Source organism: Hungatella sp. L36 (genome assembly GCF_014288035.1).
Genome location: NZ_JACOPC010000007.1, coordinates 84868 through 99003, shown reverse-complemented (window position 1 = coordinate 99003; position 14136 = coordinate 84868). Strand labels below are relative to the sequence as shown.

General features: G+C 50.7%; 11 protein-coding genes. 7 read left to right on the top strand and 4 right to left on the bottom strand.

Going from position 1 to position 14136, the window contains the following annotated elements; all coding sequences use genetic code 11:
- Positions 1-177: 177 nt before the first annotated feature.
- The 5 genes from H8S80_RS17595 (at position 178) to H8S80_RS17575 (ending at position 6334) form a co-directional block, all read left to right on the top strand.
- A complete protein-coding gene (locus H8S80_RS17595) occupies positions 178-1344 on the top strand; it encodes an MFS transporter (RefSeq protein WP_117632675.1) in 1167 nt (388 codons plus the stop codon).
- A 51-nt stretch (positions 1345-1395) separates the two neighbouring features.
- The gene (locus tag H8S80_RS17590) at positions 1396-2724 is read left to right on the top strand and encodes an ABC transporter substrate-binding protein (RefSeq protein ID WP_117632674.1); all 1329 of its coding nucleotides are present in this window, start codon (positions 1396-1398) and stop codon (positions 2722-2724) included.
- Between the two features lie 73 nt (positions 2725-2797).
- The gene (locus H8S80_RS17585) at positions 2798-3667 is read left to right on the top strand and encodes a carbohydrate ABC transporter permease (RefSeq protein WP_002605614.1); all 870 of its coding nucleotides are present in this window, start codon (positions 2798-2800) and stop codon (positions 3665-3667) included.
- A complete protein-coding gene (locus H8S80_RS17580; RefSeq protein ID WP_002605615.1) occupies positions 3660-4514 on the top strand; it encodes a carbohydrate ABC transporter permease in 855 nt (284 codons plus the stop codon). The genes H8S80_RS17585 and H8S80_RS17580 overlap by 8 nt, the downstream gene beginning before the upstream one ends.
- 62 nt (positions 4515-4576) lie before the next feature.
- Positions 4577-6334 carry a glycoside hydrolase family 9 protein gene (locus H8S80_RS17575; RefSeq protein ID WP_117632673.1) on the top strand — a complete coding sequence of 586 codons (1758 nt, stop codon included), beginning with the start codon at positions 4577-4579 and terminating at the stop codon, positions 6332-6334.
- A 12-nt stretch (positions 6335-6346) separates the two neighbouring features.
- Here H8S80_RS17575 and H8S80_RS17570 read toward each other — a convergent pair whose 3' ends face one another.
- Positions 6347-7498 carry an ROK family protein gene (locus H8S80_RS17570; RefSeq protein ID WP_002605617.1) on the bottom strand — a complete coding sequence of 384 codons (1152 nt, stop codon included), beginning with the start codon at positions 7496-7498 and terminating at the stop codon, positions 6347-6349.
- A gap of 117 nt (positions 7499-7615) precedes the next feature.
- Between H8S80_RS17570 and H8S80_RS17565 the strand changes: the two genes are divergently transcribed.
- Together H8S80_RS17565 and H8S80_RS17560 are read left to right on the top strand one after the other, a co-directional pair.
- On the top strand, positions 7616-8686 hold the full coding sequence (locus H8S80_RS17565; protein ID WP_117632671.1) for an SIS domain-containing protein: 1071 nt from the start codon (positions 7616-7618) through the stop codon (positions 8684-8686).
- A 14-nt stretch (positions 8687-8700) separates the two neighbouring features.
- Entirely contained in the window at positions 8701-9618 is a 918-nt protein-coding gene (locus tag H8S80_RS17560) for an N-acetylglucosamine kinase (protein ID WP_117632670.1), read from the top strand.
- Positions 9619-9677: 59 nt separating this feature from the next.
- Here H8S80_RS17560 and H8S80_RS17555 read toward each other — a convergent pair whose 3' ends face one another.
- The 3 genes from H8S80_RS17555 to asnS form a co-directional block, all read right to left on the bottom strand.
- Positions 9678-11540: an ATP-binding protein gene (locus H8S80_RS17555; RefSeq protein ID WP_002605620.1), complete on the bottom strand. Its 1863-nt coding sequence runs from the start codon at positions 11538-11540 to the stop codon at positions 9678-9680.
- A gap of 4 nt (positions 11541-11544) precedes the next feature.
- A complete protein-coding gene (locus H8S80_RS17550) occupies positions 11545-12615 on the bottom strand; it encodes a metallophosphoesterase family protein (protein WP_002605621.1) in 1071 nt (356 codons plus the stop codon).
- A gap of 114 nt (positions 12616-12729) precedes the next feature.
- On the bottom strand, positions 12730-14121 hold the full coding sequence (gene asnS, locus H8S80_RS17545) for an asparagine--tRNA ligase (RefSeq protein ID WP_002605622.1): 1392 nt from the start codon (positions 14119-14121) through the stop codon (positions 12730-12732).
- Positions 14122-14136 lie beyond the last annotated feature (15 nt).

Genomic DNA, 14136 nt, shown 5'->3' with positions numbered 1-14136 from the left:
AAAAACCATATTATAATCAGAAATGATCTTGCTTAATGTGCATAATAAACAAAATAATAAGCGAAATATTATATAAAATGACTATAATAACCAACTTGATTTTGGATAAAGGCTATGATATACTGAGTTCATCAAAAATAACTAAACAAAGTTAAGAAATTAAATTGGGGTTGCATAATGGGACGAGAAAGTAAGGATGGGAGTTTTCCGACAGGGCTGTTTTGCGTATATCTGGTGTATTTTTCAGGGCAGGCCATCTACAATACGTATCTAAACCTGTATCTGGCACAGATCGGATTTACTGCGACGCAGATTGGGAGTATCATCTCGATCTCTACGGTTGCACTTCTGGCGGCACAGACTCTGTGGGGAATCTTAAGTGACCGCGCCAGGGTAAAGAACCGGGTGGTCTGTTTCCTCTATCTGGCCTCAATCCTTTCGGCCCTGGGCTTTTATCTCACGAGAAGCTACTGGCCGGTGGTACTGCTTGTGGCAGTCTTTGGAGCGTGCTTCGTTCCGATTGTACCGCTTAACGATAATATCACACTGGAATCTCTGGTGAACAGCAAATGGGATTATGGATGGATCCGTATGGGAGGAACCATTGGATACGCGGTGACGGTGGTCTTGATTGGCTACTTCTTAAGGGATGAGTATTCGGCCATATTCTGGATCGTAGCGGCGGCCATGGGGCTGTGCCTGCTCTTTTCTCTGACGATACCTCCGGTGAAAGGGTTTCGAAACGAAAAAAAGAAATCCTCGGTTCGGGAGATCTTATCCAACCGCACCCTCGTGGTTTTGATCGCGTTCAACTTGATTTATGGACTTGGCAACAGTTTTTTTTACAGCTTTTACTCACTCCATTTTGTTCAGATTGGGGGTAACAGCAGGCTGGTCGGCTGGATGATGTTTGCCTGTTCGGTAGCCGAGGCACCGTGCCTCATGTTTATGCACCGTCTGGTCAAAAAGATGGGAGTCGCAAAGGTCTTGATTCTGGCAGGCGTCCTGACCTGCGTCCGGTGGTCGCTTCTCTATTATCTGACGGACCCGGTGTTAATTATCGTTACGAATCTGCTCCACGGCTTCAGCTATACCGGAATTACATACTGTCTGCTGAATTACATTAACAGAAGAGTACCGCCCGATTTACGGGCCAGCGGCCAGGTGCTGAACGCCACAATGAGTACCGTATTCAGCAAACTGATTTTCGGATATATCGGAGGCGCGGCCTTCGAGCTGTGGGGGGCTGGTTCCATGATGGCCTGCTCAGCAATTACCATAGGAGCGGCAACTCTGTTTTTTGCAGTCTGGAGCAGAGGGAAACAGGAGAGTTTGTCTTTTTAGCAGTCAAACTGCTTAAAAAATAAAATGATATGAATCAGAAGGAGAGGAATCATGAAAAAAACAAAAAAGATGTTAGCTTTACTTGCAGGCTCAGCAATGATGATCTCATCCCTTGCAGGCTGTGGCCAGTCACCATCAGCGACCCAGGGGGGAAATGAGAGCACGAAACAGGCCGATGCAGGCCAGGACTCCGGAAAGAAGGCAGAATCCGGCGCAAAAGAGAAGATCCGTGTATTTACGTTCTTTACCGGATCCGATCAGTGGGCTCCGGTGTGGTCGGAAGTGATCGACGAATATATGCAGGCCAACCCGGGCATTGAGATTGTAGATGAGTCTGCGCCTACCGCGGGAGCGAACGATGTGTTCCGTACAAAGATGCAGGCAGATATTGCTGCCCGCACTCCTGCCGATCTATGTCTGTTCTATACGGGAGCGGATGGAAAGCCCCTGGTGGATTCCGGACTCTTTGTGGATCTTGGACCATCTATGGAAGCAGACCAGGACTGGTCTAAGAATTTCAAGCAGTCCGCGCTGGATGGCCAGAAATACGACGGTAAGCAGTACAGCCTTCCCTATCTCGGCTATTATGAAGGACTTTTCTATAATAAAAAGCTGTTTGACCAGTACAGCCTCGAAGAGCCGACATCGTACGATAATATTATGAAAGCGGTCGAGGTGTTTGCCCAGAATGGAATTCCGGCGTTTGCAGCCTCCATGGCGAAACCATCCTACGTTCTGGAGCTGGCTATTTTAGCCCAGGCTGGAGCGGAAGGCCATAAGAATTACTTTGATGACAGCTGGGCTCCGGCGCTCGACTGTATCGCTGACCTGTATCAGAAGGAAGCATTTCCAAAGGATACCATGACTATTTCAGAAGACGACATCCGTCTGATGTTTAAGGAGGGCAAGGCAGCCATGATGTTTAACGGCTCCTGGTGTGTCAGCGCCCTGGAAGACAATCCGGATATGCGGCTGATTTCCATGCCGGCTCTTCCTGGAGGAAAGGGCGGAGAAAGCTGTGCGCTTGCCGGCTTTGGCTCCGGATGGTTTTTAAGCAGGGAAGCGTCAGAACGCAGTGAAGAGTCCTTAAAGCTCATAAAATACCTGACTTCACCGGAGATCATGCAGCGTTTTATCGCAGTAGGCGGAAGCTCAGCGGTAGAGTGCCAGGCACCGGAGGGCGCCTCTGAGCTGATGAAGAGCGCGGTTCTTATGTTAAACAAAGCAACCTATACCGATACGGCAATCGATTCCCAGGTAAGCCGCGAGGCCTGGATGGCAATCGCAGACGACGGCACCCCGTATCTGGTAGAAGGCAAGAAGAGCAGCCTGGATCTCCTGGCAGAAGCAAGAAAAATTCAGGAAGCAGTAAACAGATAACAGGAAAGAGGGATTGCGGCGGCAGAAGTGAGAGCTTTTGCCGCCCTGACAGAAAAGAGAGGGGAAATGCTTCATGAAGGCGAAAAGACAAAGGACAGCGATCATATTCTTGATTCCTGCCGTGGTGCTGCTGCTGTGTTTCATGATATATCCGCTGGGAAAAACCATCTTTTACAGCTTCACCGCATGGTATAATTTTTCCACGGAACAGACCTTTATTGGACTCGATAATTATAAGGAATTAATTGCCGATCCCGTGATTCGGGTGGCTCTTCGCAACACTGTGATTCTGATGGCAGGAGTACTTATATTCCAGATCGGATTTGCCCTTATCCTGGCGATCATGGTCGATGGAATCAGACACTGTTTTAAGTTCTTCCGCACGATTTATTTTTTCCCTATCGTTATTTCAGCTACGGCGATCGGCCTTATGTTTACCCTGATTTATAAATATGAATACGGTCTGCTCAACTATTTCGTTGTTTTGTTTGGCGGAGAGAAACAGGTATGGATCAATGAGAAGTCATCGATATACTTAGCCCTGATTCCGGTTGTGTGGCAGTATGTGGGCTTCTATTTCGTCATATTCTTAACGGGAATTGCCAACATTCCTGCTGATATATATGAATCGGCTATGCTCGATGGAATAAGGCCCTTGCAGAAGGCCGCCTACATAACCATTCCCATGCTGAGAAGCGTGCTCACCTCATCGATTGTTCTGGTAATTTCCGGCTGCTTTAAAGTGTTCGATATCATTTTCATGGTCACCAATGGAGGCCCGCTGGATTCCAGCCAGCTGCTCAGCACCTATATGTATCAGAAGGCGTTTGCGCGCGGGAACGGAGGCTATGCCAGCTCCATTGCGATTGTCATGATCGTGCTTGGCGTGGCGGTGACCAGCGTACTCAGAAAGCTGCTTTCGGGAGGTGAGGAAAATGAATGACGACAGAAAAGGGCGCGGAAAAGAGCTGGCAGCAGCTGTTTTAAAATACGTGATTTTGATTTCCTGGGCACTGACGACAATCATCCCTCTGCTGTGGGTGTTCGTCAACTCCTTTAAGACGTCAGAAGAGATCGTAAAAAATGGCGTGGCACTGCCTTCCGCCATTCAGTTCAACAATTACAAGACAATCATGAGTTATCCGGATTTAAGTATGTCCAGAGCGTTTCTGAACAGCTTTATTATTTCCGGTTCCGTGGTAGTCGGAGTGGTGCTAGTGGCCGGATTAGCGGCGTTTGCGCTGGGAAGATTCCGTTTTCAATGGACGAGATACGCGGATGCAGTTCTTATTGCCTGCCTCCTGGTTCCCTCCTTTGCAACCATGATTCCCAACTTTGTAACGATCAGCAAGCTTCCGATCAGAGGAACTCATGCGGCGGCCATTATCCCTCAGATTGCGGGAAATCTCTGCTTTTCCATCACATTGCTGACCGGATTTATGCGTTCGCTGCCTGATGAACTGGATGAGGCCGCCATTATGGACGGCGCCACACCCATCTATGTCTTTTCCCGTATTACCATGCCGCTGTCCAAACCGATGTTCTCGACTGTCGGAATCATGGTATTCATCTGGTCCTATAACGACTTGCTGACATCCATGGTCTATTTGTCACAGCGTTCCAAGCAGCCGGTCTGCGTGATTCTATCCATGGTCAGCAATATGTTCGGAACCGATTACGGAAGTATGATGGCAGCGATCATCGTGACAATCGTGCCGCTGCTCATTCTTTATGTAATATCCCAGGAGCAGGTTATCAAAGGTCTTACGGCGGGTGCGGTGAAAGGCTGATCTGCCGGCATATCAGAAAAACATCCCGCCGCAGGCGGAACTAAATTTGGAGGATCGATTATATGGAAGTGCTTGTTAATCATTTGGGGTATGATGCCGGCGGCAGAAAGACCGCGGTATATCAGGGAAAGAGAGAGGACCGGCCGGTTCATTTCTGCGTGCGCCGGGAAGGCGGGGAGACCGTGTTTGAGGGCACTCCGGCGGAGTGCGGGGAAGTCGCGCAGTGGAATACCGGCTACTACTGGACTCTGGATTTTTCGGATTGGAAGGGCGAGGGCGTCTTTTGCATCTGTCTGGAGACGTCATCCGGCACGGTGGTAAGCGAGAGTTTTGAAATCCGGCAGTCACTCATCACAATGAGGCTGATCAATGCGGCCTGCTATTACTTTAAGGCACAGCGTTCCAGCGGGGAGTGGCTCCATGAAGACCGCAGTCTCAGCTTCGACGGAGAGAGGGCGGGGCGGGTGGACGCCCACGGCGGCTGGTATGATGCTACGGGGGATTACGGTATCCATCTGTCCCATTTATCCCATGGAACCGTACATAATCCGCAGCAGGCGTCATTCAGTGCATATACCTTTTTTAAGGCGGCTGAGGAACTGACAGCGTCCGGAAATGAGCAGTATACCATGCTGAAGCGCAGAATGCTGGACGAAGGATGCTTCGGCGCCGATTTTCTGATGCGTCTGCGTGCGCCTTCCGGCGGATTCTTCCGTTCCATCAGCCGCGCCAATGCCCTGGCTCATGTTCGGGGAAACCGTAAGATCGGTTTTGAGTATCACGGCTCCAGTTCCCAGTTCAGTGAGAAGGCGGCGACAGCGGATGAAGAGGTGGTGAATGACACCAATTATGAGGTCAGTCTGCGTTCCGGCGGCGGAACGGCTATAGCCGCTCTTGCGGCGGCCTCAAGGCATTACTATCCGGGCACCGATTATACAAGAGATGAGTATCTGCTGGCGGCCAAGGACGCATGGCACTACTTATATGAGAACAATGAGCAATATACCAATGACGGAGCCTGGAATCTGATTGATGAATACTGTTCTCTTTTGGCTTTGACGGAGCTGTTTCGGGCGAGTGAGGAGTACGAATATCTGATGGAAGCCGGAGCCATGGCAGAACGAATCTATAAACGGATGGTGATGGAAGAGGGGCAGAAGGCTTATTTAACTGTGAGAGATGGCGAACCGTATTACCATGCGGCCGATGAGGGGCTGCCCGTTATGGCACTGATTGAGTATGCAGCCGTCGAAATGGACGAGGAAAAGTCGAATGATGCGATAAAGATGGCAGAGATGCTTATGCGCCACATGCTTTTTGTGTCCACATCGGTGAGCAACCCGTTCGGTTATCCGAGATTTCTGTATAAAGACGAGAAGGGAATAGAAAGGATCCAGTTTTTCTTCCCTCATCATACTACGGTGGAGCCGTGGTGGCAGGGCGAAAATGCGAGAATAGCCTCGCTTTCGGCAGCGGCCAGAGCACTTCTTGCGGTAACCCGGGATACGGAATTAAAAGATGCGCTGGAGCTCTTCGCCGATCAGCAGATCAACTGGATTATGGGATTAAACCCGTTTGATTCCTGTATGATGGAGGGGTATGGACGAAATAACATCCAGTACTTCTTTAACGACAGGTATGATTTCATGAACTGCCCCGGCGGTATCTGCAATGGTATTACGAGTGCGGAGGACAATGAAGAAGGAATCGCATTGATCCGGGAACCAGGCGGCAGTGTAAAGGACAACTGGCGTTGGGCGGAACAATGGATTCCTCATGTGACATGGTTTATTCTGGCGGAGGCCTATAAGCGGATATAAAAGTATTCCGCTCTATTCCTCGAAAAGGACCTCCAGGCGTTTATTAAAGACAGTGACTGCGGCGCCGATAATGCCGGTGTCGCGGCTGATCGACGGTTCGATCTGAAGGGTATTGTGCACCAGGGTGGTGCGGATGGCCTCCTGTATTCTCTGCAGCAGGGGGTCTCCCAGCGCCAGTGGAATGATCCCTGTCAGGACACAGTGCTGGATATCGAGCAAATACGTCAGATTGGTCAGTGTATAGCTCAGATAAGGGCAGAGATAATTGATAATTTCATCCCTCATAGTCTCCGGAAATCCGGGATTCTGCTGCAAATTAATCTGAAAACGCTGGTAGATAGCCTCCAGATTGATCAGCTGTTCAAATGGTTTGGGCTCCGGGACATCCGCCCCCGGTATCTGAAAGGAGGTGACCGGCATGTTGCCGATCTCTCCGGATTTATGGGTGGCGCCGTACCACAGTTCCCCATTCATCATATAGCTGACACCACATCCGGTACCCAGAGTAAAATAAACAAGGTTCTGATATTCCGGACATCTGCGGCGTAAAAATGCCTCGCCGAGACAGGCGAAGTTCACGTCGTTGTCCAGGAAAAACGGAACAGGGAGAGCAGCCGTAAACTCCGGAAATGCTTCTGCAAACGTTACTTCGTGGTCGATGTTCATATAGGACATATGAATAATGCTGTTTGTCTGTGGATTCACCATAGCGGGAAAACCGATTCCGATACCCAGCACGGGAATCTGTTCGCCCGCGGCCAGTGCCATCAGCTTGCTGATCTCTCTCGTCAGCTTGGAGAGCTCCAGCGTGTGGTTCTGGACCGGAAGATGGATTGACCGGCAGTACTGGCAGGTTCCCAGCATATCGACCAGACCCATATGTACGATCTGCCCTTCAAATTCGAGTCCGATGGCGTAGTATGCCCGCGGATTAAAACGAAGAAGATGGCCGCGCCGTCCGGCGCCGGGGCTCTGAGTCGTCTCTTCCAGCTCGATGAGAATTCCCAGCTCCAGAAGCTTGTCGACTATCTTTAAGACAGTGGGAAAGCTGATTCCAGTGATGCGGACCAGTTCCGCGCGGCTCATAATGTTCTGATTGCGGAACAAATCAAAAATCATCATACGGTTTTTGGTTTTCAGATATTTCGGCATATACTGGTTCACGGCAAAGCTCCCTTCTGCAGGATCATGATACTAGAATCATAGCATTAGAACAACAGACAGTCAAACGCTTTTCGGCGTTTTAAAGAGGAGCGGAAATAAAAGAACAGGAGAGTCAATATGGCAAGAAGAATGTTGGAATATATAAAAGAACAGCCTGAAGTATGGCGAAAAATAACGGATGACAGGGAGTCCCTTTTTCATGGCGCGGTTGAAAAACTGCAGCAGCCGGTAAAACGGATCGTGATTCTCGGCTCCGGAAGCTCCTATATCGCATCTATGGCGGCGGCAGATTTCTATGGGAAGATGCTGGGGCTGGAGGCGGCTGCGGTGGTGCCGACCCGTCTGGACGGCCTTTTAAGGCTCTTAAATCCGGAAGAGACGTTGCTGATCGCTGTCTCTCAGTCCGGGAGGAGTACCTCCACCATAGATGCAGTAAAGAAATGGAAGGCATGCGGCTTTCGCATTCTGGCGGTAACTGCCGATGAACAGTCTCCGGTAGCAAAGGAGAGTGACGTTCACCAGTTTATCGCCTGCGGGGAGGAGACGGTGGGACCGAAGACGAAAGGAATGACGGCCACGGTTTTAACCCTCTATCTCCTGGGCCTGGCTCTGGGCAGTGCCTGGAATCTGGGAGACCAGGGGGCTTCTGACCATTTTCTGGAGGAACTGAATCAGGCCATAGACGCAGCACCCTCAAATATAGAGAAGAGTGTAGAATTCTGCCGGAATCAGGCTGACTTACTTGCTGTAATGCCACACGTTACCATTCTGTCGGAGGACGCCGGCTATTATGCGGCACAGGAAGGAGCGCTGAAGCTTCTGGAGACCCTCTACATACCGGCGGTGGCCTATGAATTTGAGGAATACCTGCATGGCGTCAATAACACGATTGCTCCGGGAATGTGTCATCTCTACCTTCCTGCCGGCGAAAAGAATGCAAAACGGATGGCTGCCCTGGATCACTACACCAGGGAAAAAGGCTGTGTAAACTTTATTATTACGGTATTAGACTGGGAAGAAGACAGCCATGTGCTTAAGCTGTCAGGTAATCAGAATCCGTATCTCAGCATATTTGAGACGCTCCCGGCGTTTCAGGTAATGAGCGTATTCGGATCAGAACGCAGAAATATAGATTGTGATAAGCCTAAATTTCCTGATTTCTACGGGGTTTTAAACACAAAAGCGTAATCTAGGAGGAAGCTATGAAATATTATGCCGGATTAGATATAGGCGGAACCGTTGCCCGCATGAAAATAGAGTATGCGGATGGCCGGGCGGGGGAATTCTACGGAGCCGGAGGCACCATGAATACAGACGGATATGAGAAGTGCAATGCAAAGTATCAGAGCTTTATTCTGCCGATTCTGGAGGAGGCACAGATCAAGGCGGAGGACTGCGTAAAAATCTGTGTGGCGGCCAGTGGAATCGATTCTCCAAGGCAGGAAGAAGAGTGCCGCAGGTCCTTCCTGGAAATGGGGTTTCGGCCGGAAAGCATTCTGGTATATAACGACTGTGAGGTATTTCTGCATGTGTCTACCGGGCCGGCTATCGTGCTGGTCTGCGGCACCGGTTCGATCGCATATGCCAGGGGAGAGTCCGGAGCGATCACCCGCTGCGGCGGCTGGGGCCATGTGCTGAGCGATGAGGGAAGCGGCCATAATATGGGGATGAAGGTCATAAGAGAGGCGGCCAACCACATCGACGGCAGAACCCGCTGTCCCATTCTGTACGAACTTTTCGAAGCGCAGAGCGGCCTGAAAACGCTGGATGAGATCAATACCTTTGTCAACGACATGTTAATGGAAAAGACGCAGATTGCCTCCTTTGCCCCGCTGGCAGAAAAGGCTTATGAGCTGGGAGATGAGACAGGTCTGAAAATACTGCGGGAATGTCGGGATGAACTGTTTGCCCTGGTAAAGGATGTCTATTATAAAGCCGATTTAGACAGATACCAGAAAGAGGCGCCGGTAGAGCTCTGGCTCTGGGGCAGTGTTCTTTTAAAGAACAAAATCATAGCTCCTGAACTGACGGACCTCCTTAAGAAAGAATTTCCTTCTATACAAATAAGAATTCCGGAGAAGACGGCGCTGGATACCGCTCTGGACATAGCAAAGTCATAAAGAAAAGCCGCAGGGCAGCCGGATTACCGGCTGCCCTGCGGCATAATCATGTCTTATAATCAAATCTCCACCAAATGATAAGGAATCAAATTCGCCGTCAGCATCTGCGCCTCTCTCTGATGGCACGTAAAGATAATAATCTGTCCTTCACAGGCCTTCACAAGCCATTTCAGCGCGGTCTTCAACCTGTCATCATCATACAGAACAAAGCTGTCGTCGAAGATCAGCGGCATCTCCCCGTGGTCTCCGATAATCAGCTTGGCGGCTGCCAGTCTCAGGGCCAGATATACCTGGTCCATCGTTCCGCTGCTGACCTGTTCTAACGGAACCAGTTTGGTTTTCGTGTTTAAGAATACATTCAGGTTCTCATCCACGCTTAAGCTGGTATAGATCCCTCCCGTGATTCCTGCGATCAGATCTGAGGCGGTCTTATTTAAATAGAGGCCAAAGGAATCGCGGATCGAGGAGGAAAGCGTCGTCATGGTCTCCAGAGCCAGGTCGATGGCGGACAGTTCCTCGCGGATTCTGTCATTTTCAGCCAGAATGTGCTTCAGGCCCTCGGCCTGAGTCTTGCAGGCGGACAGATGTTCCAGCTTCTTCTCTAACTCCCACTGGGTCTTCTGCTGTTTCTCAATGACTTCCCCGCAGTTCTCCTGCCTGCCCTGCAGCTCCGTGATCTCGGCGGCCTTCTGTTCAATGGCGGTTTCCGACTTGGCAATGGCGGAACTCAGCCGCGTAAATTCAGCCATTCTCGCCTGAAATGCCCGCATGGCGTCCATGGAGATGGCAGTGTCGCCTAAATGCCTGGAGAAGATCTCCTGCAGGACCTTGGCGCTTAGCTCCATGTCCTTCTGCCTGTGCCGCAGCCGCAGATACAGGATGAGGCCAATCAGATAGAAGATAATGGCCGCACCCACCGCCGCGGCGATGCAGACCAGGGAGTCGATCCCGTAAACGGCAGTCACATAGTTGTCACCGCCCAGATAATAGACGGCGCCGGCACCGCACAGCAGCAGGGTGGCGATGACGAGAGAGAGCACCGAAAGGATTTTCTTCGACTTTTTACCGCAGACCTCCTTCGCCTCCGTGTACTCGTCAAAGGTGCCCTGTGTCTTGATGGAGTAGGCCGTGATGGAATCCTGATCGGTAAACTGGTTGTTGGCCAGAACCTGTTTGCCTCTGGCCACCTTCTGGATCAGCTCTTCCTTTTCCTTCTGCTTCACTTCCAGCGTATCCTTTACCTCCACGCGCATGCGCTGGTAGGCCTGAATCTGATTCTCATATTCGGGCGAGGCGATCTCCTTCTCGGTGTTGCGGATCTCGCTGAGCAGAGAGGTGTAGGTGCGGGCCGCCTCGGGAACCATCTGAGATTCCAGCTCCTTGTGCTGGCTCTTCAAAAATGAGGTCGCCTTTGTGATATTGAGTGCAATATTGCCGGTGGTGTTAAGATTGGCAATGTAATTCTTAAGTTCAGACACCATGCCTTCATCAGTTGCGCTTTTTAACTGGCCGATGCTGACCGTGTTGTTGTATGCGGTCTCGCTTAAACCGCTTAAGAGGTCGTCGAGAAATGCCTTCGTCGGTTCGATCTCCCGTCCCGCCGTCTCGTCTACCACCTTAAATTCCTTCTTATTCTTCTGAAATGTCCGTTCGATGCGGTAAATGTGGTCCTTGTGCTCCAGCCTCAGCTGCCCCTCGTAGGTGCCGCTGTTTTCCCAGGGCTCAAACTTGGAGTAGAGATCGTTTCTGGAGGCCCGTCCGCGCTGTTTCTCGATGCCGAACAGCATGCCCCTGATAAAGGTGTGGATGGTGGATTTACCGGCTTCATTCTTGCCGTAGACGATGTTTAAGCCGTCCTCAAAGGAAAGGTTCCGCCCGTGAAATTTTCCAAAACCGTTAATATAGATATCCAGAATTTTCATTCGGTCAGCTCCTTTCATCCGTGGTGCGCAGCAGCGCGTTGATTCCGTAATACAGCGCCTTCTTCTCCACCTGGCTCATCTCCGGTTTCTGAAGGGCCTGTATATAGAAGCCGATCATATCGCTGGGATGCTCCGCGAACAGCGCCGAGAAATCGTACTGCGGCTCGGACTCATCAATGATTTCCATTATCTTAAACCGTGTGGACAGCATGTCCAAATCGAAGGAAATGTCGGGATCACGCATGCCCCGGATGCGGAATCGGAATATATTTTCCGGTCCCCGGTTCTGAATCTCCTGGGTAATCTTCATGGCCAGCTCCGTGTTGGTGGTGGCCGTCGTCACATTGACTGCCAGGGAGATGTACTGAATCCTGGCCAGCGGAACGAACTTTAAGGAGGTCACCATGCGGGTTACCTCGTTGATCTCGCCCATAAACATGCCGTGCTGGCCGGCCTCCGTCTTGTCGAGGGGCTCCGGCGATCCGGAAAATGCCATGCGGTTCTCGATCAATACCTCCGGTTTGTGGATATGTCCCATGGCAATATAGGAGAAATCCAGCGCGCCCATGGCGCCCTTGTCGAAGGGGATATGGTTGGCATCACCGCCGTGGCCCAGAAGGACGTGGATTCTGCCGTTGTTAGGCACCTTCAGATGATCCAGGCGGTTCTCCGGAATATCCGTGGTATGGTAGGAGAAGCCATAGACCTCCGTGTTGATCTCCTCGAAATAGACGCATCGCAGTTCCTCATCCATTAAGTAAGTCACATTTGGCGCCCAGGTAAAGCTTAAGAGTGCGGAATTATTCCGGATGCGGTCGTGGTTGCCTGCGATGATGACGACGTGAACACCGGGTATCGTAGAAAACAGATAATTAACTTCTTTCAAATCCCTTGCCAGCGGCTGGCGGTGGAATAAATCGCCGGAAATAAACAGGCAGTCGGCTTCCAGCTGTCCCGCCTGTGCGACGGCTTTCGCGAAGGTATCTTTGATATCCTGGGAGCGTTCCTTGCTCCAGGGCTTATCGCTGTCCGGGCTCATGCCCCAGTGAACGTCTGCTATATGTACGAATTTCATAGTCATCACCTCATAGTTCCTCAGTTGTTTCCGGTGCCGTTTTTCTCACCCGGCTTTACCAGTAAAGATACCACAAATTCCCTGCCGGAATGGTAGGGAATTTGTGGTAGAATTCTAGAGTTCACAGTTGTTTACGGTTCTTGGGAACGGAACAACGTCGCGGATATTGGACATGCCGGTTAAATACATAACACAGCGTTCGAATCCCAGACCGAAGCCTGCATGGCGGGTGGAACCGTATTTTCTTAAATCGAGATAGAACTGGTAATCTTCTTTCTTTAACCCCAGCTCGTCCATGCGGGCCGTGAGCTTGTCGTAATCGTCCTCTCTCTGGCTTCCGCCGATGATCTCGCCGATTCCCGGAACGAGGCAGTCAACGGCTGCCACGGTCTTGTTATCCGGGTTCATCTTCATGTAGAAGGCCTTGATTTCCTTCGGATAGTCGGTTACGAAGACCGGTTTTTTGAAGAGCTGCTCTGTTAAATAGCGCTCGTGCTCGGTCTGCAGATCACAGCCCCAGAATACCTTGTAGTCGAACTCGTCGTTGTGCTTCTCCAGAAGCTCTACGGCCTCGGTGTAGGTAACATGGGCGAATTCGGAATTTAATACGTTGTGGAGACGGTCTAAAAGTCCCTTATCCACGAACTGGCTGAAGAAGCTCATCTCTTCCGGAGCATGCTCCAGTACGTAGCGGATCACGTATTTTAACATGGACTCTGCCAGGTCCATGTCGTCGTTTAAATCGGCGAATGCCATCTCCGGCTCGATCATCCAGAACTCGGCGGCGTGGCGGGTCGTGTTGGAATTCTCCGCACGGAAGGTAGGTCCGAAGGTATAGACATTGCGGAAGGCCATGGCATACGTCTCTGCGTTTAACTGGCCGCTTACGGTTAAGTTGGTCGGTTTGCAGAAGAAGTCCTGGCTGAAATCAACCTTACCTTCGTCGGTCTTCGGAATGTCGTTTAAGTCAAGCGTCGTCACCTGGAACATCTCGCCGGCGCCTTCACAGTCGCTTCCCGTGATGAGCGGGGTGTGTACATACACAAAATCACGCTCCTGGAAGAACTGGTGGATCGCATAGGCGATTAAGGAGCGGACACGAAATACCGCCTGGAAGGTATTGGTGCGGGGACGTAAATGAGAGATGGTCCTCAAATACTCAAAACTGTGTCGTTTTTTCTGTAAAGGGTAATCTGGCGAAGAAGCACCTTCGATGACGATTTCTGTCGCCTGAATCTCGAATGGCTGCTTGGCTTCCGGTGTAGCAACCAGGGTACCTTTTATAATCAGGGCGGTTCCAACGCTCAGTTTGGATATTTCGGAAAAGTTCTCCATGGTGTCGTGGTAGACCACCTGAAGTGTCTCAAAATAGGTACCGTCGCTTAGGACGATGAAGCCGAAAGCCTTGGAATCTCTAAGGCTTCTGACCCAGCCGCCGATGGAAATCTCTTTGTTTAAATACTGCTCCCTGTCCTTATATATTTGCCTTACTGTCACTAAATCCATAATGATTTCTCCTTT

Bases quoted from the DNA above. Each gene is read 5' to 3' on its own strand.
- H8S80_RS17595 (WP_117632675.1), top strand. From the start codon at position 178: ATGGGACGAGAAAGTAAGGATGGGAGTTTTCCGACAGGGCTGTTTTGC.
- H8S80_RS17590 (WP_117632674.1), top strand. From the start codon at position 1,396: ATGAAAAAAACAAAAAAGATGTTAGCTTTACTTGCAGGCTCAGCAATG.
- H8S80_RS17585 (WP_002605614.1), top strand. From the start codon at position 2,798: ATGAAGGCGAAAAGACAAAGGACAGCGATCATATTCTTGATTCCTGCC.
- H8S80_RS17580 (WP_002605615.1), top strand. From the start codon at position 3,660: ATGAATGACGACAGAAAAGGGCGCGGAAAAGAGCTGGCAGCAGCTGTT.
- H8S80_RS17575 (WP_117632673.1), top strand. From the start codon at position 4,577: ATGGAAGTGCTTGTTAATCATTTGGGGTATGATGCCGGCGGCAGAAAG.
- H8S80_RS17565 (WP_117632671.1), top strand. From the start codon at position 7,616: ATGGCAAGAAGAATGTTGGAATATATAAAAGAACAGCCTGAAGTATGG.
- H8S80_RS17560 (WP_117632670.1), top strand. From the start codon at position 8,701: ATGAAATATTATGCCGGATTAGATATAGGCGGAACCGTTGCCCGCATG.
- H8S80_RS17555 (WP_002605620.1), bottom strand. From the start codon at position 11,540: ATGAAAATTCTGGATATCTATATTAACGGTTTTGGAAAATTTCACGGG.
- H8S80_RS17550 (WP_002605621.1), bottom strand. From the start codon at position 12,615: ATGAAATTCGTACATATAGCAGACGTTCACTGGGGCATGAGCCCGGAC.
- asnS (WP_002605622.1), bottom strand. From the start codon at position 14,121: ATGGATTTAGTGACAGTAAGGCAAATATATAAGGACAGGGAGCAGTAT.